Consider the following 21,899-nt stretch of genomic DNA (forward strand, 5'->3'; position numbering starts at 1 on the left):
CGGGAACGGGCCGACCACGATCAGATGAGAATCTTGGCGCCCGGGAAGATCAGGTCCGGGTTCGTGAGGAAGTCCTTGTTCTTCTCCACGATGGCCTGCCAGCCGCCGGCGACCTTGTTCTCGTCGGCGATCTTGGACAGCGTGTCGCCCGGCTTGATCTCGTAGTTGCCGTTCGGGTTCGAGGTCGAACCGGCGAGGACGACAACCGGCGCCTGCTGCACCGGCGCGGCGGCCTGGCGCTGCTGCGGCGCGGCCTTGCGCTGCGGCTGAGCCTGCTTCGGGGCCGGCGCGGTCTTGCCCACGTAGGCGCCGACGCGCTGGCTGCAGACCGGCCAGGCGCCCCTGCCCTGCGTGCGGAGCACGTTCTCGGCGACGCGGATCTGCTCCTCGCGGGAGGCGTTGGCCGGGTTGCCCGTACCACCGTTGGCGTTCCAGGTGCCCTGCGTGAACTGCAGGCCGCCGTAGAAGCCGTTGCCGGTGTTGGCTCCCCAGTTGCCACTGGCCTCGCACTGCGCGAGTGCGTCCCAGTCCATTCCAGGGGCGGCGTTGGCGGTGCCAACGGCCAGGCCCAGAGGGGCGCCGGCGATGATGCCGACAGCCGCGACCTTGGCGATAGTGCGAGCGGCGGAACCCTGCTTGCCCTGCTTGCCTCGGTTGAAAGCCATGTGCCTCTCGGTCCACCGCACCTGCGGTCAGGGACTCGGGTTCGGGGCCCGGTACGTCCCTGCGTCCCAGTCCGGCGGTTTCTCTCGCTCGGGGTTGTTCCGGAGAACCCTCGGACTGGGTTCGGTGCTCGGTCCTCCGGTCTTGCTCGTGGCCGGTCGGGGCCAGCCGAGGAGCGACGGTACGTAACCGGGGGAGCCCGCACCAAACGTATCGAGCTGTGATGCGCATCACAGTAACGTTTTGAAACGTTGTGTGGAAGCTACAAAACAGCAGCTCAGCACCGTCGTTATCGGTCCGTATCCGTTCTGAGATCGACCGAGATCTATTACGCAAAGTGAGGCGTGGCTCACGGTCTTTGGGCCATTGGAGACACGCCGCTCACGGTCGAGCGACGACCTCGTCAAGGCGTGGGGGCGCGCCCGAGCGAGTGTTCGGCACGATGAACCCATGAGGATCGACGTGTTGCGCGCGGCCCTGGCTGCCACACCCGGTCAGCCGGTGCCGTTCGACGATCTGATCGACGCCGTCTGGGGGGACGACAAGCCGTCCCACCCCAGGGCCGCGCTGCGCAACCTCGTGCAACGGCTGCGCGTGACCGACCAGGTGGTCACCGAGCCGTCCGGTTACCGGCTCGTGCCGCGCCTGCCAGGTCCCCGTCAGCTGCCGGCCGACCTCCCGGACTTCGTCGGCCGCGCCGACGAGATCGCCGAGGCGCTGGAGTCCGCAGCACCGGTGCTCGCGATCACCGGGCCGCCCGGCGTGGGCAAGACGTCGCTGGCCGTCCACATCGCACACCGGCTGAGCGAGCGGTTCGCCGACGGTCAGCTGTACGTGAACCTCCGCGCGTTCTCACCGACCCCGCCCGTCACGGCCGAGCAGGCGGTGTCGCGGTTCCTGCGCGCGCTCGGCGCGGACGAGATCCCGGTCGACCTGGCCGCGCAAACCGAGCTGTACCAGCAGATGACCGCTGATCGCGACGTCCTGGTCGTGATCGACAACGCCACCCGCGAGCTGATCGGACCGCTCCTGCCCGCGAGCGGCCGCACGAAGGTGATCGTCACCAGCCGCACCGACCTCCCGGAGTACGAACAGCTCAGGATCGGCGTCTTCGGCCACGGCGAGGCGCAGGACCTGTTGGCGCACCTGGACATCGGCGGCAGCCGGTCCGAACGGGCCGAGCTGGCGCGGCTCTGCGGGCACCTGCCGCTGGCGTTGCGGATCGCCGCGGCCAACGTCGCCACCGGCCACCTTCCCGACTACCTGACCGAGCTGCGCGGCGACGACCGGCTCGCGGCGCTGGAGATCGAGGGCGACACCGCGGTGTGGGCGACCTTCGACCTCTCCTACCGCGCGCAAACCCCTGCGGCGCAACGGTTGTTCCGGCTGATCGGGCACGTGCCGGGACCGGACTTCGGGCTCGGCGGCGCGACGGCGCTGCTCGGTGAGGACGCCACCGCACCGCTGCACCAGCTCGTCGACGCGAACCTCGTGCAACGCGCACAGGACCGTTACTCCCTGCACGACCTCCTCCGCATCTACGCGATGCGGCTCGGCGAGCCCGAGCTCGGCCGGCTGCACGACTACTACCTCGTCAACGCGGACGCGGCGAGCCGCACGCTGCACCCGGAGTTCCGCAAGATGGCGTTGCCGCGGATCGCGAACGACGTGCCGCGGCACGACCTGGCGGACACGCCCCAGGCGCTCGCCTGGCTCGACGCGGAACGGGCGGGCGTCGTGGCGGCGGTCCTCGCGTCGGCGGACCAGCCGGTGACGTGGCAGCTCGCCGACGCCATGCGGGCCTACTTCTACTTCCACAGCCATCTCGTCGACTGGGTCGCCACGGTCCGGACGGGCCTGCGCGCGGCCCGGCTGCACCGGGATCGCACCGCCGAGGCCACCATGCGCGGCTCGCTCGGCCTCGCGCACTGGCGGGGTGGCCAGTTCGCCGAGGCGCTCGCCGAGTTCGAGGCGGCCGTGGAGGTGGCCAGGGCGCTCGGCGACGAGCAGGTGCTGGGTCCGCTGCTGACGAACCTCGGCATCGTGAACTGGGAGTACGGTCGCCTCACCGCTGCGGCCGAGGTGCTGAGCGAGGCGTTGCAGATCATGGGGGACAGCCCGCCGGTGCTCTACAACCTCAGCGGCATCTACCTGGACCTCGGGCCGCTCGACCTCGGCATCTCGTACGCCGAGAAGGTCGCGAGGCTGTCGGCCGAGCAGGGCATCCCGCGCGGTGTCGCGTTCGCCGAAGGGCACCTCGCCGACGTCGGCCTCCTCGTCGGCGACGTAGACCGCGCCGCAGAGCACCTCGACGTGCTCACACCGATGCTCGACGACCCGTCGCTGGGAGTCGTGTTCGTCCTCCGCACACTCGACACCTACGCGTCCTTGGACCTCGAACGCGGCCGTTTCGCCGAGGCGGAGGCAGGTGCCCGCCGCTCACTCGAGCTGGCGGTCGAGAACGGCGACCCGAAGTCCGAGGCGGACGCCCTCAACACCCTCGGGCGGGCGTCGCGCGCGCAGGACCGGCTCGACGACGCGGTGACGTACCACCAGCAGGCGCTCGTGTTGTGCCGCAAGGTCGGTTTTCTGCGGGGTGAGGTCGACGCGCTGACCGGTCTCGCGGCGGCTCAACACGCGTTCGGTCACCTCAGCGAGGCCCTCGCGCACGCCGTCGAGGCCGTCGCCGCGGCCGAACGCGGGCAGCTGCGCGTCCGGCAGGTACCCGCGCTGGCCGAACTGGCCGAGATCCACCGGACGCTGGGCGACGAGGAGGAAGCCGAACGGTGCCGGGTGCACGCGCTGGAGCTGGCCCGTGTGACCGGCCGCCGGGCGTGGGAGCGGAAGCTGGCTCAGCCGCCCGCGAACGGCGGCAGCACGTCCAGCTGAGCGCCCGCGGGCACCCGTGTCGACGTGTCGCGCACCGCGACGCCGTCCAGCAGGAAGCTGGAGGCGGCGAGGACCTTGCCGAGCTTGTCGCCGTGCCGTTCGCCGATCTTGCTCACCACGAGCGCCACGGTGGGCTCGGGGGAGTCGAGCAGCAGGTCCTCGCCGGCCACCCCGGCCGCGGCGCGCGCCCCCGCGAAGTACCTGATCTTCACGGCCGTCACGTCAGCCTCCGATTGCGCTCATGGGGCGGTCGGGCTGGTGGAAGCCCGCGTCGTTGATGCCGTGACCGGCCGCCTTGGCCCACATGGTGGCGCGCCAGGCGTCGGCGATCGCGGCGTCGGGTGAGCCGTCGCGCAGCAGCCTGCGCAGGTCGGTCTCGGTCTGGCTGAACAGGCAGTTGCGGATCTGGCCGTCCGAGGTGAGCCGGGTGCGGTCGCAGGCGGCGCAGAACGGCCTGGTCACCGACGCGATCACGCCGACGGTCGCGGGGCCGCCGTCGACCAGCCAGCGCTCGGCCGGCGCGCCACCGCGCGGGGTCTCCGAAGGCGTGAGCGTGTAGGCGGCCGACAGCATCGTGAGGATCTCGTCGGCCGTGACCATGTTCGTGCGCGTCCAGCCGTGCTGCGGGTCGAGCGGCATCTGCTCGATGAACCGCAACTGGTAGCCGTTCTCGACGCAGAACCGCAGCAGCGGGACGGCCTCGTCCTCGTTGACTCCGCGCAGCAGCACGGAGTTGACCTTCACCGGCTCCAGGCCCGCCGCGCGCGCGGCGTCCAGCCCGTCCAGCACGTCCGTGATGCGGTCACGCCTGGTCAGCGTGGCGAAGCGGTCGGGGTCGAGGGTGTCGAGCGAGACGTTGATCCGGTTGAGGCCGGCGTCCTTCAGCGACTGCGCCCGGCGGGCCAGCCCGATGCCGTTGGACGTCATCGACATCCGCGGGCGCGGCTCCAGCTCGGCCGTCGCCGCGATGACGTGCTCCAGGCCGCGCCGCAGCAACGGCTCGCCGCCGGTGAACCGGATGTCCGTGACGCCCAGGTCGACGACCGCGATCCGCATCAGCCTGATCAGCTCGGCGTCGGTCAGCAGCTCGTCCTTCTGCAGCCAGTCGAGGCCCTCGGCCGGCATGCAGTAGGTGCAGCGCAGGTTGCAGCGGTCGGTGAGGGAGACCCGCAGGTCCTTCGCGACCCGGCCGAACCTGTCGACCAGCAGCGGTGTGTCGGGGCGCGTGGACGCGTCCGGCGTACCACGCACGACGGGTAGTCCCAGGTCCACTGCTGTCACCCCTACCAGGGTAATCAACATCCTCTTGTGGATGCCTCCAACAACGAGGTTTCTCACGTTCCGCCCGTTTGGAGCACTGTCACAAGGAATTGTCTTAGTGGCTAAGATGTTCGACATGGAACCTGAGGCGCTGGAGAGGTTCACCTGGTACATGCGGGAGCAGAGCGCGCTCACCGTCATGTTCCACACGAAGGTCGCCGAGCAGATGGGGCTGTCCGCGACCGACGAGAAGTGCCTCGATCTCGTCATGCGGGCAGGTGGCCCCGTCACGGCCGGTCGAATCGCCGAGCTGTCCGGGCTGTCCACCGGTGCCGTCACGGGCGTGATCGACCGTCTGGAGCGTGCCGGATTCGTCCGCCGTGTCCGTGACCCGCACGACCGCCGCAAGGTGTTGGTCGAGGTCACGATGGGGGACGTGGCGAAGTTCGCGCACATGTTCGAGGCGGCGCGGCAGAGCCTGATCGAGGTGCTCGGCCACTTCGACGCCGGCGAGCTCGATGTGATCGAGCGTTATCTCCAGCTCCAGATCGAGACGTTCCGCAAGCGCGTGATCGATACTTAGGCCATGTGGCACTACTTGATGGACATGGACGGTGTTCTGGTTCACGAAGAGCACCTGATCCCCGGCGCTGACGAGTTCGTCGCGGAGCTGCGCGCCGCCGACACCCCGTTCCTCGTGCTCACCAACAACTCCATCTACACGCCACGGGACCTGCGTGCGCGGTTGCAGCGCACGGGCCTCGACATCCCGGAGAAGTCCATCTGGACGTCCGCGCTGGCCACGGCGCGCTTCCTCGACTCGCAGCGCCCCAACGGCTCGGCGTTCGTGATCGGCGAGGCCGGGCTGACCACCGCGCTGCACGAGATCGGCTACGTGCTGACCGACCGCGACCCGGACTACGTGGTGCTCGGCGAGACCCGCACCTACAGCTTCACCGCGATCACCAAGGCCATCCGGCTGGTCGAGGAGGGCGCGAAGTTCATCGCGACCAACCCGGACGCGACCGGCCCGTCCCGCGAGGGCTCGCTGCCCGCGACCGGCGCCGTGGCCGCGTTGATCGAGCGCGCCACCGGCCGCGAGCCCTACTACGTGGGCAAGCCGAACCCGTTGATGATGCGTTCGGCCCTGCGCGCACTCGGCTCGCACTCGGAGAACGCTCTCATGATCGGTGACAGGATGGACACCGACGTGCGCTCGGGCCTGGAAGCCGGCCTGTCCACGATCCTCGTGCTCTCCGGGATCTTCACCTCCGAGCACGCCGAGATGTACCCGTACCGGCCGACGCGCGTGTTGAAGTCGATCGCCGAGCTGGTCGGTCACTCTCAGGACCCGTTCGGCGACTGGACTGGCCACTGACGCGCGAGGGGTAATCGCTTATCGTCGCGGACGTGGACACGGATCGACGCTCGATGCACGTCGTTGGTGACGTGCACGGGCACCTCGCCGAACTGACCAGGGCCCTGCACGTCGCCGAGCTGTGCGACGAGGAGGGGCACTGGACGGGTGGCGAGTCCGAGCTGTGGTTCCTCGGCGACTTCGTGGACCGCGGCCCCGACGGCGTCGGGGTGATCGATCTGGTCATGCGCCTCGGCGAGGAGGCGGCCGCCGCCGGGGGCGTGGTCAACTCGTTGATCGGCAACCACGAGGTGCTGCTGCTCGGCATGCACCGGTTCGGCGACGAGCAGGTGCCCGACAGCGCCGGGCCGCGGTCGTTCGCGCGCAGCTGGCTGCTCAACGGCGGGCTGCGCAGCGACCAGGACCGGCTGACCGACGCCCACGTCGAGTGGCTGACGTCCAGACCCGTGCTGAAGCTGCGCGACGACCACCTGCTGATGCACTCCGACACGGCGGCCTACCTCGAATGGGGGTCCTCGATCGAGGAGGTCAACGAAGCCGTCCGCCAGGTGCTCAAGGGCGACGACCTCGCCGACTGGTGGGAGTGCTGGCGCAAGATGACGACCCGATACGCGTTCCGCGGTCCGCAGGGCCCGGAAATCGCGGACGAGCTGCTCGCGACCCTCGGCGGCAGCAGGATCGTGCACGGCCACAGCGTCATCGCCGACCAGCTCGGGGTGCCGCCGGAGCAGATCGACGGGCCGCTCGTGTACGCCGACGACAAGGTCCTGGCGATCGACGCGGGCCTCTACAGCGGCGGTCCGTGCCTCGTCGTCCCCTTGCCTTACGCCGAAGCCTGACTACCGTCTGGTGGATGACCGCCAGCTACTCCTCGGGCACCTCCGCCGCCCCGCTGCTGGGCGACACGATCCACGCGAACTTCGCCGCGACCGTCGCGCGCTTCGGTGACCGCGAGGCACTTGTCGACAAGGCAACAGATCGCCGGTGGACGTACGCGGAGCTCTCCGCCGAAGTGGACCGGGCCGCGGCCGGGCTGCACTCGCTGGGCGTGCGCAAGGGCGACCGGGTCGGCATCTGGGCGCCGAACTGCGCGGAGTGGGTCTTCGTGCAGTACGCGACGGCCCGGATCGGCGCGATCCTGGTCAACGTCAACCCCGCGTACCGGGTGCACGAGCTGGAGTACGTGCTGAACCAGGCGGGCATCCACACGCTGGTGTCCGCGCGGACGTTCAAGACCTCCGACTACGAGGCGATGATCGCCGAGGTCCGTCCTCGTTGCGCCGAGCTGAAGAACGTCGTGTTCGTGGACGATCCACAGTGGACCGGTGACGAGCTCCCGGACGTCGAGCTGGACCGGGACGACCCGATCAACATCCAGTACACGTCCGGCACCACGGGTTTCCCCAAGGGCGCGACGCTCTCGCACCACAACATCCTCAACAACGGCTACTTCGTCGGCGAGCTGATCAACTACACCGAGCACGACCGCATCTGCGTGGTGCCGCCGTTCTACCACTGCTTCGGCATGGTCATGGGCAACCTCGCCGCCACCAGCCACGGCGCGTGCGTGGTGATCCCGGCCCCGGCCTTCGACCCGGTGAAAACCCTTGCGGCGGTTCAGGAGGAGCGCTGCACGTCGTTGTACGGCGTGCCGACGATGTTCATCGCGATGCTCGACCTGGTCGACGGCTACGACCTGTCGTCGTTGCGGACCGGCATCATGGCGGGCTCGCCGTGCCCGGTCGAGGTGATGAAGCAGGTCGTCGACCGCATGGGCATGCGCGAGGTCTCGATCTGCTACGGCATGACCGAAACCTCCCCGGTGTCAACGCAGACGCGCGTCGACGACTCGCTCGACCGCCGCGTCGGCACGGTCGGCCGGGTCGGCCCGCACCTGGAGGTCAAGATCGTCGACGCGGAGACGGGCCTGACGGTGCCGCGCGGCGTGCCGGGAGAGCTGTGCACGCGGGGCTACTCCGTCATGCTGGGCTACTGGAACGAGCCCGGGAAGACGGCGGAGGCGGTGGACCGGGCGGGCTGGATGCACACCGGCGACCTCGCGGTGATGGACGACGACGACTACGTCAACATCACCGGGCGCATCAAGGACATGGTCATCCGCGGCGGTGAGAACATCTATCCGCGCGAGATCGAGGAGTTCCTCTACACGCACCCGGACGTGCTCGACGCGCAGGTGATCGGCGTGCCCGACGCCCGTTACGGCGAGGAGCTCATGGCGTGGGTCCGCCTGCGCGAGGGCGCCGCGCCGCTGACCGCCGAGGCCGTCCGCGAGTTCTGCGCCGGCAAGCTCGCCCACTACAAGATCCCGCGGTACGTGCACGTGGTGGACGAGTTCCCCATGACGGTCACCGGGAAGATCCGCAAGGTGGAGATGCGGGCCAGGGCCGTGGAGCTGCTGAACCTCGACGACAGCACGAAGCACGCCTAGCGGAACGTGGTCGCCGCGCTACGGGGCGATGAGGCGCAAAGACCCTTGTGGACGGAGGCGTGCCGCGCGCAGCATCGGGGGATTGAAGTCGAAGGAGGCGCGCATGCTCACCGCCACCAGGACCACGACGATGCTGCCCGTCGAAGACCCCGAGCGGGCCGGGCACTTCTACGCGGACAAGCTCGGCCTCAAGCCCATCACCACCGCCTCGGACGGAACGCGGATCTTCGCGCTCGGCCAGGGCGACTCGCTGGGACTGATGCCTGCGGAGAAGGGTGCGCAGACCGCGCACACGGTCCTCAGCTTCGAGGTGCCGAACCTCGAGGACGAGATCCGCGAGCTCGAGGACAGGGGCGTGCACTTCGAGGACTACGACCTGCCGGACTTCAAGACCGTCAACCACATCGCGGTGATGGGCACCGAACGCGCGGCGTGGTTCACCGACACCGAGGGCAACATCCTGTGCCTGCACGAGCTGTTGGGCGAGGAGGCCTGACGGTGAGTGCCCGCTGAGCGGTCTCCCGCTCCCCGCCCCCGACGGGGAGCGGGGGATCCTCAGGGGACGTCGACGATCTCCTTGCCCAGTGGCACCAGCGAGACCTTCACCAGCTTGAAGTTGGCGAGGCCGAGCGGGATGCCGATGATCGTCACGCACAGCGCGATGCCGGTCATGATGTGGCCGATGGCGAGCCACAGGCCGGCGACGATGATCCAGATGATGTTGCCCAGCAACGAACCCGTGCCCGCGCCCGGCTTGTCGACCACCTCGCGGCCGAACGGCCAGAGCGCGTAGTTCGCGATGCGGAACGACGCGATGCCCCACGGGATCGTGATGATCAGGACGCAGCAGATGAGGCCGGCGACCGCGTAGCCGACGGCCATCCAGAACCCGGCGAGCACGAGCCAGATCACGTTCAGGATGAGGCGCATACCTCCAATCTAAGCTCACCGCATGAAGTGGGGTGTGATCGCAACCGGCGGAATCGCGCAGACCGTGACCGCCGACATGCAGAAGGTCGAGGGCGTGCAGGTCCTCGCGGTGTCCTCGCGGGACGTCACGAGGGCGCAAGCGTTTGCCGAGCGGTTCGGCATCGAGCGCGCGTACGGCGACTACCACGAGCTCCTCGCCGATCCGGACGTCGAGGTCGTGTACGTCGCCACTCCGCACGGCCAGCACCACGAGGTCACGCTCGCGGCACTGGACGCGGGCAAGCACGTGCTGTGCGAGAAGGCCTTCGCGCTGACGGTCGCCCAGGCCGAGGAGATGATCGAAAAGGCACGGTCCAAGAAGAGCCTTTTCCTCATGGAGGCCATGTGGACGCGGTTCAACCCGCTGATCCGCAAGGTCCACGAGGCCGTGCGCAACGGGGAGATCGGTGAAGTCCGTTCCATCCGCGCGACCTTCGGTTTCGCGCTCCCGTTCGACGCCGGCCACCGGCTCTGGGCGAAGGAGGCGGGCGGCGGGGCGCTGCTCGACCTCGGCGTCTACCCCGTGGCCTTCGCGCACATGCTCCTCGGGGTTCCGCTGGAGATCCGCGCGTGGGGCGGCAAGGCACCGTCCGATGTGGACAGCGACGCCGGGCTGCTGCTCGGCTACCCCGGTGGCGCGCACGCGTTGCTGAGCTGCTCGCTCGTCGCGAACCTCGGCTCCGAGGCGGAGATCCTCGGCACCGAAGGGCGCATCGACATCGCCGACCCGATGTTCAACGCCACCAGGGCGGTCATCAACGGCGTCGAGCACACCATCGAGAACGAGGGCTACACGCACCAGATCCGCGCGGTCGAGGAGTGCATCGCGGCCGGCCTCACCGAAAGCCCGTCGATCACCTGGCAGCACACCCTGGAAGTCATGCGCACGCTGGAGGAGGCCCTGCGCCAGCTCGGCGTCGACTACACCGTCAGGTAGATCAACGCCACGTTCAGCACGACGACCGCGGCAGCGACCACCCACGCGGCGAAGGTGACCGGGCGCCGGTTCGCGAAGGAACCCATGACGGACCGGCGCGCGGTCAGCCACACCAACGGCACCAGGGCGAACGGGATGCCGAACGACAGCACGACCTGCGACAGCACCAGGGCGAACGTCGGATCGACGCCGAACGCGAGGATCGTCAGCGCGGGCACGAGCGTGACCAGTCGCCGTGCCGGCAACGGAATCCGCACGCGCAGCAACCCGTCCATCACCACCGCGCCCGCGTAACAACCGACGGCCGTGGACGCGAGACCCGAAGCCAGCAGACCCAGCGCGAACAGCAGCGCGATCCCGCCGCCGAGCTGGGCCGAGATCGCCGCGTGCGCTCCTGCCAGCGTGTCGACCTCGGGAGCGCCCTGCAGGGCGGAGGCCGCGAGCAGCAGCATCGCCAGGTTGACCGCGCCGGCCAGCAGCATCGCGACCACGACGTCGACCTTGGCCGCGCCGAGCAACGACGGGTTCCTGCCGTGCCGGTCGCGCGCCAGCGCCGAGTGCAGGTAGACGGCGTGCGGCATGACGGTCGCGCCGAGCACGCCCGCCGCGAGCAGCACGCTGTCCGCGCCGTCGAACCGCGGCACGAGGCCGTGCAAGGCCGCTGAACCGGACGGCGGCGAGACGAAGAGCCCGGCCATGAACCCGACCGCGATCACGGCCAGCATCGCGGTGATCACGCGCTCGAACGGCCGCTGCCCGCGTCGGTCCTGCACCAGCAGCAACACCGTCGACACCACACCGGTGATCACGCCGCCGAGCAGCAGCGGGAGGTCGAACAACAACCCGAGCGCGATGGCCCCACCGAGCACCTCGGCCAGGTCGGTCGCCATCGCGACGACCTCGGCCTGACCCCAGTACGCGAGCCGCACCGGGCGGGGCAGGTGGTCCCGCACGGCCTCGGGCAACGACTTCCCGGTGACCAGGCCCAGCTTCGCCGACAGGTACTGCACGAGCCCCGCCATGACGTTCGCGACGACGAGCACCCACACCAGCAGGTACCCGTGGCGCGCGCCCGCCGCGGTGTTGGTGGCCACGTTGCCGGGATCGACGTACGCGATCGCGGCGACGAACGCCGGACCGAGCAACGCCGCGCCCGCGCGCAGGCGTGCCGAAACAGCGACCACCGCACACCTCCCCTTGTTGCAAGATTATTGCAACAAGGGGTTCACGCCTCCAACGTGGCCCGAGCCACGGTCACGACGGCGTCGATCGCACTGTCGAGGTCACCGCTCGGCATCAGCAGGTGGCTCAGCGCGAGCCGCACGGTCGTCTCCGCGGTGAGCCGCACGTGCCTGCCGGGGAAGTGCTCGCTGAGGTGCCGCTCGACGACCTCGGTCGCGTGGAAGAGCACCGGGTGCCCGCGAATCGTCAGGAACGGCAACAGGTCCTCGGCGTCCTGCCCGGTCAGCACGGCGGAGACCAGGCGGTCCTTCTCGGTCTGCTCGAAGGTGAAGCGGAACGCCGACCGCATCGCCTCCCAGGGGTCCGGGTCCTGTCGCAGCCGGGTGACGATCCCGGAGAGGTACTCCTCGGTCCGCCACGCCGCGACGGCCTGGACGAGCCCCTCCTTGTTGCCGAACTCGTTGTAGACGGTCTGCCTGCTCACCCCCGCGCGACTGGCGACCTCGATCATGCGCAACCCGTGGAACCCGCGGGCCGCGAGGAGATCGGCGGCCGCGTCCAGCAAGAGCCCGGTGATGTCACTCACTCGATCAGCTTTACACAGATATGGATTTTGTATAGACGTAAAGTTGGGTTCTGTGCCGTTCACCGTGGGCTTCGACCTGGACATGACCCTCATCGACCCGCGACCGGGCATGGCGGCGGTGATGTACGAGGTGGGTGCCCGCACCGGGTACGACCTCGACGGCGACCACTTCGCGTCCAACCTCGGCCCGCCCCTCGACATGACCTACCGCGAGATGGGCGTGCCGGAGGAGGAGATCCCGGACCTCGTCACGCTCTTCCGCGCGCTGTACCCGGACGTCGTGATCCCGGCGACGGTCGCGCTGCCGGGAGCGGCCGCGGCGTTGCAGTGCGTGCGCGAGCTGGGCGGCCGGACGATGGTCGTGACCGGCAAGTACCGCAAGAACGCGGCGCTGCACCTCGAAGCGCTGGGCTGGGAGGTCGACCACCTCTACGGCGAGCTGTGGGCGGCCGGCAAGGCGGAGTCGCTCAAGCTGCACGAAGCCGTGATCTACGTCGGTGACCACGTCGGCGACATGCGGGGTGCCGAGGCGGCCGGAGCGCTGGGCGTCGGCGTGGTGACCGGGCCGTGCTCCAGGGCCGAGCTGGAGGAGGCCGGCGCCGCGGTCGTGCTGGCCGACCTGCGGGAGTTCCCGGACTGGCTCAGGACCTCTTCCGGCGTGATCTCCTGATCACGGCGACGATCCCGAGCGCCAGGCCGATCGCCGGCAGGTAGGTGGCGGCGACGTTCAGCCACACCGGCAGATCGCCGTGGCCGGTGGCGAAGAGCACGAAGACCGCGACGATCGCCAGCACGCCCGCGGCGAACAGGCCGACGGCCAGCGGCAACATCTTGGAAGCGGTCATGGGAGCAGGGTAGTCGCGCTAACGGAGGTGCCTTCCGCAAGGTCTTCTGGCTACTCTGGTGAGACGCGTCCTGGGTACGCCCTGGGCGCGTTCGTTGTGCTTCAAGCAAGGGAATGGTGAGCGCGGTGCCGACCGGCAAGGTCAAGTGGTACGACACGGAGAAGGGCTTCGGGTTCGTCACCCAGGACGGTGGCGAGGACGTCTACGTCCGCAAATCCGCGTTGCCTCCGGGTGTCACCGGTCTGAAGGCCGGCCAGCGCATCGAGTTCGGCATGGCGGAGGGCCGTCGCGGTCCGCAGGCGCTGTCCGTGCGCCTGGTCGACCCCGCGCCGTCCGTCGCCGAGGCGCGCCGCCGTCCCGCGGAGGAGTTGCACGGCCTGATCGAGGACATGATCAAGCTCCTCGAGAACAAGGTGCAGCCCGACCTGCGCCGGGGCCGCTACCCGTCGGACAAGAAGAACATGAAGCTCATCGCCGAGGTCGTCCGGGCGGTGGCGCGGGACCTCGATCCGTAAAAAGATCGGCCGCATGTCTGAAGCGGACCGGATCGTCGAGTTCCTGTACGAAGTCGGCCAGCTCAAACGCCTGCCCAGAGCGGGGTGGCTCTTCGCCGGGGTGCAGCACCCCGAGTCGGTGGCCGCCCACTCGTTCCGGGTGGGCGTGCTGGCGTACGCGATCGCCGTCCAGGAGGGCGCGAACCCGGACCGGGCGGCGACGCTGGGCCTGTTCCACGACGTGCCGGAGACGCGGATCGGCGACATCCCGTACGTCGGCAAGCTCTACCTCGACGTGAAGATGCGGCCCGAGGAGGTGGCCCGCGACCAGGTGCGGCACCTGCCCGCGCCGCTGGCCGCGCACATCGAGGCGCTGGTGGCCGAGCACGAGGCCGCCAAGGACATCGACCACACGCCGGAAGCGCGCTGCTCCCGTGACGCCGACAAGCTCGAACTGCTGCTGCAGGCGCGGGAGTACCAGGCCGCGGGGATCACGAAGATGGAGCGGTTCATCCAGACCATGCAGGCGTCGGTGGTCACCGACACCGGCAAGGCGCTCCTCGACTCGGCTCTCCGAATCGCCCCCAGCGAGTGGTGGGAAGCCTTCGGCCGGCGCTGACCGTTCGACTCACGCGGGGCCCTCTCGTACTCCAGGAGAGTACGAAAGCTCCCCGCGTGCGCTTCAGCGAGCGATGTCGACGACCCAGGAGCCGCGCATCAGCGGCTGGCCGGTCGCCAGCACCGCGCCCGCGGCCTCGTGCACCTCGATGCGCAGCAGCTGGTCGTTCTGGTTCGGCACGGCGAGGGTGTAGGAGAAGTTGTCGCCCTTGCCGAGCAACGGCGAGGAGCAGCCCTCCTGCACCTTGGCGGCGTTCTCGTACACGCACACGACCTCCCAGAGGCCGTCGGCGAGCTGACCGTCCACCGAGATCTGCACGACCTTGCCCGGCGGCACCTTCAACGTGCCGGGCGCGTTCTTCTCGGCGCAGTTGTCGCCGACCGCGTCGCAGTAGATCGTCGGTTCGATGCGGATGGTCTTGCCGTTCGCGTAGAACGTGACCTCGGGATCGTGCTGCGGCAGACCGCAGCCGGTCAGCACGAGGACGCTGGCGGCCAGTACAGGAGCAAGTCGACGCACGTCAGGCAGCCTACGGGGTGGCGTGGGCCGGCCTGCGGACGAGCCTGTGCAACAGCCGCTGCAGCGAGGTGCCGTTGCGGTAGGTCCACGTCTGGGCGAGGCCCAGCGCGAGCAGCACGGACAGCACCAGGAAGCCGATCCAGAACGTCGCGGGCAGCAGCACGCCCAGCGCGCCGCCGAAGACCCACGCGAGCTGCAAGATCGTCTCCGAGCGGCCGAACGCCGACGCGCGCGACTCCTCCGGCAGGTCGTCCTGGATCACCGCGTCCAGGCTGATCTTGGCCAGCGACGACGCCGTGGCGCCCAGCAGGGCGACGATCGCGGCCGTGACGAGACCGGGCAACGCGGCGGCGACGATCGTGGCCACCAGGGCCGTGCCGACGCACGCGAGGACCACCTCGTCGGGCTTGCCGAAGTGCTGGCGCGCGCCGATCGCGTTGCCCAGGAAGCTGCCCGCACCGGCCGCGCCCGCGATCACGCCGAGCAGGAGCAGCTGCTGCACCGGTTCGCCCTCGGTCTGCGCGCGGACCACGAAGGCGGCGAACAACGTCAGGAACCCGGTGAGCATCCGGATGGAACCGTTGCCCCACAACGCGACCACGATGTGCCGGGACATGCGCTGCTTCGCGGGCCTCGATCGCAGTGTCGCCGGGACCTCGCCCTCGGTCACCTCGACCCACGCCGGGATCTTCATGCACAGCCACGCGTTCGCCAGGCACAGCGCCGCGGTGAACCACAGCGCGCCGGGCGAGCCGAAGACCTTCGCGAACCCGGCCGCGAACGCACCGAACACGGCACCCGCGGCGAGACCGAAGACGGTCATGCGCGCGTTGGTCTTGGACAGCGTGATGTCCGGCGGCAACACACGTGGCGTGATCGCGGACTTGAGGACGGTGAAGGACTTCGACAACACCATGCTGCCCAGCGCCGCCGGGTACAGCAGCCAGTTGTCGAAGTTCAGCGCCATCACGATCGACAGCACGATCCGCAGCACGCAGGACGCGGCCAGGGCCAGCCGCCGGCCGCGCTGGATCCGGTCCAGCAACGGCCCGATCACCGGCGCGACCAGCGCGAACGGCGCGACCGTGATCAGCAGGTACAGCGCGACCTTGGTCTTGGACTCCGCCGACGCGGCGCTGAAGAAGAGCGTGTTCGCGAGCGCCACGGCCATCGCGGCATCGGCGGCGTAGTTCATCATCACCGCGTAGGTGACCGACGACATGCCGGACTTCTTGGCGCCGTCGGCGTGGGCCGCGCGCCGGAACGCGGCGACGGCCTGCTGCGAGAGCTGCTTGCTGCGGAACCAGGCGACGCGGGTGACCGTGAGCTTGCGCGGCGGCTTGGGCGTCGGGGTGGTCTGCTGGTCGGAGTTGGGCAGCGGGCGGGTCTGCTGAGGGCGTTTCGGCGGGGGCTGGAAACCGTGCTCGGACGGTGTTCCGCGACGCGCCCGCGGCTGGTACTCGTCGTCCTGCCACGGGTAGCGCTTCGGAGTCGGCTGGTCACTCCACCCGCGGTTGCCCGTCACACCCTCAATCCTGCCCCATCCCGTTGAACCTCACTCGGAAGATGGTGGGCCAGTTCTTGCCTGTGACCAGGAACTCGTCGGTGCCGGGGACGTGCGCGATCCCGTTCAGCACGTCGATGTCCGGGTCGGAGGGCTTGAGCGAGGACAGGTCGTAGGTGTTGGTCACCTGACCGCCGGCCGGGTCGATGCGGACGATCTCGTCGGTCTTCCACACGTTCGCCCAGACCTTGCCGCCGACGCACTCCAGCTCGTTGAGCTGGGTCAGCGGCTTGCCGTTGCGGGTGACCTGCACGCTTCCCGTCGCGGAGAACGACTTCGGGTCGCGGAACGTCAGCTTCGCGCTGCCGTCGCTCATGATCAGCCGCTTGCCGTCGTCGCAGATGCCCCAGCCCTCGCCCTGGTACTGGACGCGGCGGACCTCGTTCAGCGTCCTGCGGTCGCGTTCGATCGCGACGCCGTTGCGCCAGGTGATCTGCCAGATGGTGTCGCCGACGACTGTGATGCCCTCGCCGAAGAAGTCCTCAGGAAGATCAACTTTCTTCTGCACCTTGCCGGTCGACGGGTCGAGCGTGCGCATGGTCGACTGGCCCTCCAGACCGGTGCCCTCGTAGAGGACGCCGTCGGCCAGTTCCAACCCCTGGGTGAACGCCGAGGTGTCGTGCGGAATCTTCTGCAGGACTTCTACCTGCGGTTTTGCTTCTTGCTGCGTCGAGCAGGCGGCCAGAACGACCGCGAGGACCAGCCAGACGGGTGAGCGCACCCCACGGAGGGTGGCACGAGTTTTCGTCCCGGCGAAGACCTGCGGCACAATTCACGACGTGAACGCCACGCAACTGCTCGCCGACGCCGTTGACCTCGCCCGCGCCGCCGCGCAGGAGGAAGCCGGGTTGGAACGCGTCGGCGCTCACGTCGGGGTGCAGCGCGAGGACGAGTTCTCCGTGACGCACCTGTTCGAGGCCGAGCACGCGGGCTACCGCGGCTGGAACTGGGCCGTGACCGTCGCCTACGCGGGCGAGGGCACGCCGGTCTCGGTCAGCGAGGTCGTGCTGCTGCCCGGTCAGGACGCCCTGGTCGCGCCCGAGTGGGTGCCGTGGAGCGAACGGGTCCGCGCCGGCGACCTCGGTGTCGGCGACCTGCTGCCGCCCCGCGAGAACGACCCGCGCCTGGTCGAGGCCTACGTGCAGTCCGACGACCCGGCGATCGAGGAGGTCGCGCTGGAGATCGGCCTCGGCCGTCAGCGCGTGCTGTCCCGCGAGGGCCGCCTCGACGCCGCCGACCGCTGGGTGTCCTCCGACTTCGGCCCCCGCTCCGACATGGCCCGCAGCGCCCCCGCGCATTGCGGCACGTGCGGCTTCTACACCCGCGTGGCCGGCGCGTTCGGTGCCGCGTTCGGCATCTGCGCGAACGAGATCTCGCCCGCCGACGGCCACGTCGTGCACGTCGAGTACGGCTGCGGCGCGCATTCCCAGGCCGAGGTGGAGATGGGCTCGATCGTGCCGGTCGCGGACCTCGTGTACGACGACGCGCAGCTGGACGTCACGGAGTGACCGACCCGTTCGGGACCGAGGCCCTGCGCACCTCGGTTCTCGCCGCGTGGCGTGGTTCGCCCACCCGCTTCCGCGAAGACGCGAACGCCGAGGAGGACCTCCGGCTCGGCGGCTACCGGGACCGGTTGCTGGTCGAACTCGCCCAGAACGCGGCTGACGCGGCCGGTGCCGAACCCGGTGTGTTGCGGATCACTCTCGTCGACGGTGAGCTGCGGGCCGCCAACACCGGTGCGCCGCTGACCGCCGCCGGTGTCGCCGCGCTGGCTTCGCTTCGCGCGTCGGCCAAGGAGTCCGGCGTCGGGCAGTTCGGTGTCGGGTTCGCGGCCGTGCTGGCGGTCACGGACGCGCCGCGGGTGGTGTCGGTGTCCGGTGGCGTGGAGTTCTCCGCCGAGCGGACGCGCGCCGAGGTGCCGGAGCTGGCGTCCGAGCGCGGTGGTGACGTGCCGGTGCTGCGGCTCGTGTGGCCCTGCGCCGAGTCCGTGCCCGAAGGCTTCACGACCGAGGTGCGGCTGCCGCTCAAGGTCGACCTCTCGCTGGACGACCTGGCCGCCGAGGTGCCGGACCTGCTGCTGGCGCTGCCCGGCCTGCGTCGCATCGAGGTCGGTTCCCAGTCGTGGGAACGCTTCGTCACCGCCGACGGCGTGGTCACCATCGGCTCGACCCGCTGGCTCGTCGAGCAGGCGACCGGCGAACTGCCGGCCGAGCTCGTCCAGGGCGTCGAGCACCGTCCCGAGTGGACGATCACCTGGGCGTACCCGCTGGATTCCGAGCTCGGCGAGGACGTGCTGCACGCGCCCACGCCGACCGACGAACGCCTGTCGCTGCCCGCGCGGTTGATCGCCACCCTGCCGGTCGAGCCGTCGCGCCGGCGGATCCTGCCCGGTGCGGCCGCGTGGTCGGTGCTGGACGCCGCCGCCGCTCGGTACCCCGCCCTGGTGGAGCGGGTGCCCGCGGTCGAACGGACCGCGCTGGTGCCGCTGCCCGGCTTCCCGTTGTCCGAAGTGGACGACCGGCTGCGCACCGCGGTGATCCGTGAGCTGCGGGCCGCCGCCTGGCTGCCGCTGGCCTCCGGCGAGTGGATCGCGCCGTCCCGGGCTCGGGTGCTGGACGTGGGTTCCGAGGAGCTCGTCGAGCTGGTCGAGGACGCGCTGCCCGGGCTGCTGGACGCCGAGCTGTCCGCGCCCGTGCACGCGAAGGCGTTGGCCGCGCTGGAAGTTCCGCGCGTGTCGACGGCCGAGGTCGTGGCCGCGCTCTCCGGTGTCTCCGGTGATCCCGGTTGGTGGCGGGACGTCTACGCGGCTTTCGAGCCGTTGGCCGAGGTCGATCCGGATGTCCGGGAGGCCCTGCAGTCGCTGCCGGTGCCGTTGGCCGACGGTCGCACGGTGACCGGGCCGCGGACGACGTTGATCGCCGACGAGCCGCTGCCCGGGCTGCGGGTGGTGCACCCGGACGCGGTGCACCCGTTGCTGGTCCGGCTCGGCGCGGTCGAAGCGGGCGCTGCGGAGCTGCTCGCCGATCCTTCGTTGCGCGAGAGCGTGGCGCGGTCGGTGGAGGACGCCGAGGCCGGCCTTGAGGCCGATGACCTGATCGAGACCGTGCTGCGGTTGGTGGACCGGGCCGCGGTGCGTGCGGGTGAGGAGCCCTGGCTGGGGGCGTTGGCGTTGCCCGACGCGGCCGGTGAGTGGCACCGGGCCGATGAGCTGCTGTTGCCCGACTCGCCGCTCGTGGGCGTGGTCGAGGCGGACGCGTTCCCGTTGCTGTCCAAGGAGATCGCCGAGACGTACCCGCGTGCCGCGCTCGTGGCGGTCGGGGTGGTCGACGGGTTCTCGCTGGTGATCGACGACGAGCCGTCCGGGCCGGATCACGACCTGCCGGACGAGTCCGCGTGGTGGTCGTCCGTGCCGGACGAGCCTGCCCGCGTGGTGGCCGTCCGCGACCTGGATCTCGTCGCCGACTGGCCCGCCGCGTTGCGGTTGCTGGCCGCTGATCCGGTCACCTGGCGGGCGGTCACCGAGCCGGACGGGTACACCGGCTGGTGGATCGCCCGGCACGCCTCGCTGGCCGGGAAGGCGCCGCGGGAGTACCGGCTGGCCGACGCCGCGTTGCTGGACGGGCTCTTCGACGTCGTTCCGGAGCTGGAGCTGCCGGAGCACGTGTTGCGGGCCGCCGGCGTCCGGTCGTCGCTGGAGATCTGGGACGACGACGACGCCGAGTTCGTGCTGGAGCGGTTGGGGGATGCCGACCGGGCCATCGCGGATGCCGTGGTGCTGAGGGCGTACGCGGCTCTGCCGGAGGGGGACTTCGCTCCGCCAGAGCGGGTGCGGGTGTTGTCCGGCGAGGTCGTCGTGGCCGATGACGTCGTGGTGCTCGACCATCCCTGGTTGCTCGGGGTGGTGCCGGCTTCACGGGTGTTGCTCGCCGACGGGTCCGAGGAGCTGGCCGACCTGTTGGATCTGGCGCTCGCCTCGGAGGAGTTCGACGGCTCACCGGATCACGTCGGTGAGGTCGTGCGGTGGCACGACCTCGGTGCGGTCCGGATGGCCTGCGAGCTGCTCGAGGTCGCGCTGCCCGATGGCGTGGTCGTGGTGCACGACGAGCTCGTGGTCGACGGGCAGCGCGTCGAGTGGTGGATGGCCGACGGGGTGCCGCACGCCGCGGACACGCCGGAGGGTCTCGCGCGAGCGCTGGCCTGGGTGACGCAGCGGTGGGAGGACCGGCACGCGTTCGCCGCGCTGATCACCGATCCGACGGCTGCAACTCTGCTGGGCTGAGCTCGGTCTGCCTGCGCAGGCGCGGCTTCGCGATGTCGCCGCGCCGCACCAGGATGATCCACGCGGTCACGGTCACCAGCACGGACACGATGCCGCCGACGATGATCGGTGCACGGCCGTTGATCTCGCCCAGCCAGCCCATCAGCGGGCCGCCCACCGGGTTGCCGCCCAGGAACACGAGCATGTAGATGCCCATCACGCGGCCGCGCATCTCGGGTTCCACGGCGAGCTGGATGGTGGCGTTGGCGGTGGTGTTGAACGTCATCATCGCGATGCCCACCGGGATCATCATGAGGCCGCTCAGGAGCATCGTCGGCATCATCCCGGAGACGATCTCCAGCAGGCCGAAGACCACACCGGCGCCGATGAAGACGGACAGGCGCGGGGTCTTGCGGCGTGCTGCCCAGGCCGCGCCCGCGAAGGTGCCCACCGCGATCAGGGTGGAGAGCAGGCCGTAGGCGTCGGCGTCGCCGCCGAAGACGTTGCGGGCCAGGATCGCGAGGGTCATGTAGAAGTTCATGCCGAAGGTGGCGATGAAGAAGACCAGCAGCATCACGGTCAGCAGGTCGGGGCGGTGCCGCACGTACTTCAGGCCGGAGAGCAGCTGACCTTTTTCACGCGGCACGGGTTCCGAGCGCTGCAGCTGGGAGGTGCGCATCAGCCAGATGCCGAGCACCACGCCCACGAAGCTGATGGCGTTGGCCAGGAAGACCCAGCCGGTGCCGATGGCCACGACGGTCACGCCCGCGATGGCAGGGCCGACGATGCGGGCCAGGTTGAACATCATCGAGTTGATCGCCACGGCGTTGGTCAGCGACTCGCGGCCGACCATCTCGACCACGAACGACTGGCGGACCGGGGTTTCCACGGCGGAGAAGCAGCCGAGCAGGAAGCAGAGCACGAAGACGTGCCAGAGCTGCACGACGCCGGTGACGTCCAGCAGGCCCAGCGCCAGGGCGCAGATGCCCAGCGCGGATTCGAGCCACAGCAGGAGTTTGCGCTTGTCGCCGCGGTCGGCCAGCACGCCGCCCCACATGGAGAGCAGCAGCACCGGGAGGAACTGCAGGGAGGCCGCCACGCCCAGGGCCAGCGAGGAGCCGTTGGTGAGCTCCAGGACCAGCCAGTCCTGGGCCACGCGCTGCATCCACACGCCCACCAGCGAGATGATCTGGCCGCTGGCGTAGAGGCGATAGTTGTAGATGGCTAACGATGCGAGCATTCCGGTACGACGAGGTGGCGAAGTGTCTGCTCCACCACCCGCGTAAC

The 21,899-nt window shown here is 69.9% G+C and carries 23 protein-coding genes; 12 read left to right on the forward strand and 11 right to left on the reverse strand.

Annotated features, from left to right (window positions below):
* Positions 1 to 20: 20 nt before the first annotated feature.
* Positions 21 to 665: a transglycosylase family protein gene (locus tag ACWEIJ_RS25830; protein WP_449839810.1), complete on the reverse strand. Its 645-nt coding sequence runs from the start codon at positions 663 to 665 to the stop codon at positions 21 to 23.
* A 448-nt stretch (positions 666 to 1,113) separates the two neighbouring features.
* On the opposite strand from ACWEIJ_RS25830, the gene ACWEIJ_RS25835 reads away from it, so the two are divergent.
* Positions 1,114 to 3,552, forward strand: a complete 2,439-nt coding sequence (locus ACWEIJ_RS25835) for a tetratricopeptide repeat protein (RefSeq protein WP_449839811.1) — start codon at positions 1,114 to 1,116, stop codon at positions 3,550 to 3,552.
* On the opposite strand, the gene ACWEIJ_RS25840 is transcribed toward ACWEIJ_RS25835, so the two are convergent.
* Positions 3,516 to 3,773, reverse strand: coding sequence for a MoaD/ThiS family protein (locus ACWEIJ_RS25840; RefSeq protein WP_449839812.1), 258 nt, complete (start codon positions 3,771 to 3,773; stop codon positions 3,516 to 3,518). The two genes, ACWEIJ_RS25835 and ACWEIJ_RS25840, sit on opposite strands and share 37 nt — an antisense overlap.
* 1 nt (position 3,774) lies before the next feature.
* Complete coding sequence (gene moaA / locus ACWEIJ_RS25845; RefSeq protein WP_449839813.1) at positions 3,775 to 4,833, reverse strand: GTP 3',8-cyclase MoaA; 1,059 nt, start codon at positions 4,831 to 4,833, stop codon at positions 3,775 to 3,777.
* Between the two features lie 115 nt (positions 4,834 to 4,948).
* Here moaA and ACWEIJ_RS25850 point away from each other — a divergent pair, with 115 nt between their 5' ends.
* The 5 genes from ACWEIJ_RS25850 (at position 4,949) to ACWEIJ_RS25870 (ending at position 9,135) form a co-directional block, all read left to right on the forward strand.
* On the forward strand, positions 4,949 to 5,395 hold the full coding sequence (locus tag ACWEIJ_RS25850; protein ID WP_449839814.1) for a MarR family winged helix-turn-helix transcriptional regulator: 447 nt from the start codon (positions 4,949 to 4,951) through the stop codon (positions 5,393 to 5,395).
* Positions 5,396 to 5,398: 3 nt separating this feature from the next.
* Positions 5,399 to 6,190, forward strand: coding sequence for an HAD-IIA family hydrolase (locus tag ACWEIJ_RS25855; protein WP_355448703.1), 792 nt, complete (start codon positions 5,399 to 5,401; stop codon positions 6,188 to 6,190).
* Positions 6,191 to 6,243: 53 nt separating this feature from the next.
* A complete protein-coding gene (locus tag ACWEIJ_RS25860; protein ID WP_449840042.1) occupies positions 6,244 to 7,029 on the forward strand; it encodes a metallophosphoesterase in 786 nt (261 codons plus the stop codon).
* A 14-nt stretch (positions 7,030 to 7,043) separates the two neighbouring features.
* A complete protein-coding gene (locus ACWEIJ_RS25865; protein ID WP_449839815.1) occupies positions 7,044 to 8,639 on the forward strand; it encodes an AMP-binding protein in 1,596 nt (531 codons plus the stop codon).
* Between the two features lie 103 nt (positions 8,640 to 8,742).
* Positions 8,743 to 9,135 carry a VOC family protein gene (locus tag ACWEIJ_RS25870; protein WP_449839816.1) on the forward strand — a complete coding sequence of 131 codons (393 nt, stop codon included), beginning with the start codon at positions 8,743 to 8,745 and terminating at the stop codon, positions 9,133 to 9,135.
* Positions 9,136 to 9,194: 59 nt separating this feature from the next.
* On the opposite strand, the gene ACWEIJ_RS25875 is transcribed toward ACWEIJ_RS25870, so the two are convergent.
* A complete protein-coding gene (locus tag ACWEIJ_RS25875; protein WP_449839817.1) occupies positions 9,195 to 9,569 on the reverse strand; it encodes a YccF domain-containing protein in 375 nt (124 codons plus the stop codon).
* A gap of 22 nt (positions 9,570 to 9,591) precedes the next feature.
* On the opposite strand from ACWEIJ_RS25875, the gene ACWEIJ_RS25880 reads away from it, so the two are divergent.
* Entirely contained in the window at positions 9,592 to 10,545 is a 954-nt protein-coding gene (locus tag ACWEIJ_RS25880; RefSeq protein WP_449839818.1) for a Gfo/Idh/MocA family protein, read from the forward strand.
* Here the strand turns inward: ACWEIJ_RS25880 and ACWEIJ_RS25885 are convergent.
* Positions 10,530 to 11,729 carry an Nramp family divalent metal transporter gene (locus ACWEIJ_RS25885; protein ID WP_449839819.1) on the reverse strand — a complete coding sequence of 400 codons (1,200 nt, stop codon included), beginning with the start codon at positions 11,727 to 11,729 and terminating at the stop codon, positions 10,530 to 10,532. The two genes, ACWEIJ_RS25880 and ACWEIJ_RS25885, sit on opposite strands and share 16 nt — an antisense overlap.
* Positions 11,730 to 11,770: 41 nt before the next feature.
* Positions 11,771 to 12,313 (reverse strand): TetR family transcriptional regulator, encoded by a 543-nt coding sequence (locus tag ACWEIJ_RS25890; protein WP_449839820.1) that lies wholly within the window; start codon positions 12,311 to 12,313, stop codon positions 11,771 to 11,773.
* Between the two features lie 52 nt (positions 12,314 to 12,365).
* On the opposite strand from ACWEIJ_RS25890, the gene ACWEIJ_RS25895 reads away from it, so the two are divergent.
* Positions 12,366 to 12,983 (forward strand): HAD family hydrolase, encoded by a 618-nt coding sequence (locus ACWEIJ_RS25895; protein WP_449839821.1) that lies wholly within the window; start codon positions 12,366 to 12,368, stop codon positions 12,981 to 12,983.
* Here the strand turns inward: ACWEIJ_RS25895 and ACWEIJ_RS25900 are convergent.
* Positions 12,955 to 13,158, reverse strand: a complete 204-nt coding sequence (locus tag ACWEIJ_RS25900) for a hypothetical protein (protein WP_449839822.1) — start codon at positions 13,156 to 13,158, stop codon at positions 12,955 to 12,957. The genes ACWEIJ_RS25895 and ACWEIJ_RS25900 overlap by 29 nt on opposite strands.
* Before the next feature lie 125 nt (positions 13,159 to 13,283).
* Between ACWEIJ_RS25900 and ACWEIJ_RS25905 the strand changes: the two genes are divergently transcribed.
* Positions 13,284 to 13,673, forward strand: coding sequence for a cold-shock protein (locus tag ACWEIJ_RS25905; RefSeq protein WP_090055465.1), 390 nt, complete (start codon positions 13,284 to 13,286; stop codon positions 13,671 to 13,673).
* Between the two features lie 13 nt (positions 13,674 to 13,686).
* A complete protein-coding gene (locus tag ACWEIJ_RS25910; protein WP_449839823.1) occupies positions 13,687 to 14,271 on the forward strand; it encodes an HD domain-containing protein in 585 nt (194 codons plus the stop codon).
* 63 nt (positions 14,272 to 14,334) lie between these two features.
* Here ACWEIJ_RS25910 and ACWEIJ_RS25915 read toward each other — a convergent pair whose 3' ends face one another.
* From ACWEIJ_RS25915 to ACWEIJ_RS25925, 3 genes are read right to left on the reverse strand one after another with little or no spacing between them, the layout of a single operon-like run.
* On the reverse strand, positions 14,335 to 14,790 hold the full coding sequence (locus ACWEIJ_RS25915) for a DUF2771 family protein (protein ID WP_449839824.1): 456 nt from the start codon (positions 14,788 to 14,790) through the stop codon (positions 14,335 to 14,337).
* A gap of 10 nt (positions 14,791 to 14,800) precedes the next feature.
* Positions 14,801 to 16,315 carry an MFS transporter gene (locus ACWEIJ_RS25920; protein ID WP_449839825.1) on the reverse strand — a complete coding sequence of 505 codons (1,515 nt, stop codon included), beginning with the start codon at positions 16,313 to 16,315 and terminating at the stop codon, positions 14,801 to 14,803.
* A gap of 4 nt (positions 16,316 to 16,319) precedes the next feature.
* Positions 16,320 to 17,075: a glutaminyl-peptide cyclotransferase gene (locus tag ACWEIJ_RS25925; protein ID WP_449839826.1), complete on the reverse strand. Its 756-nt coding sequence runs from the start codon at positions 17,073 to 17,075 to the stop codon at positions 16,320 to 16,322.
* A gap of 58 nt (positions 17,076 to 17,133) precedes the next feature.
* Between ACWEIJ_RS25925 and ACWEIJ_RS25930 the strand changes: the two genes are divergently transcribed.
* Positions 17,134 to 17,862 (forward strand): DUF3027 domain-containing protein, encoded by a 729-nt coding sequence (locus ACWEIJ_RS25930; RefSeq protein ID WP_449839827.1) that lies wholly within the window; start codon positions 17,134 to 17,136, stop codon positions 17,860 to 17,862.
* Positions 17,859 to 20,633: a sacsin N-terminal ATP-binding-like domain-containing protein gene (locus ACWEIJ_RS25935; protein WP_449839828.1), complete on the forward strand. Its 2,775-nt coding sequence runs from the start codon at positions 17,859 to 17,861 to the stop codon at positions 20,631 to 20,633. The genes ACWEIJ_RS25930 and ACWEIJ_RS25935 overlap by 4 nt, the downstream gene beginning before the upstream one ends.
* Here the strand turns inward: ACWEIJ_RS25935 and ACWEIJ_RS25940 are convergent.
* Positions 20,599 to 21,852 (reverse strand): MFS transporter, encoded by a 1,254-nt coding sequence (locus tag ACWEIJ_RS25940; protein ID WP_449839829.1) that lies wholly within the window; start codon positions 21,850 to 21,852, stop codon positions 20,599 to 20,601. The genes ACWEIJ_RS25935 and ACWEIJ_RS25940 overlap by 35 nt on opposite strands.
* Between the last annotated feature and the right edge of the window lie 47 nt (positions 21,853 to 21,899).

This window comes from Lentzea sp. NPDC004789 (genome assembly GCF_053601075.1).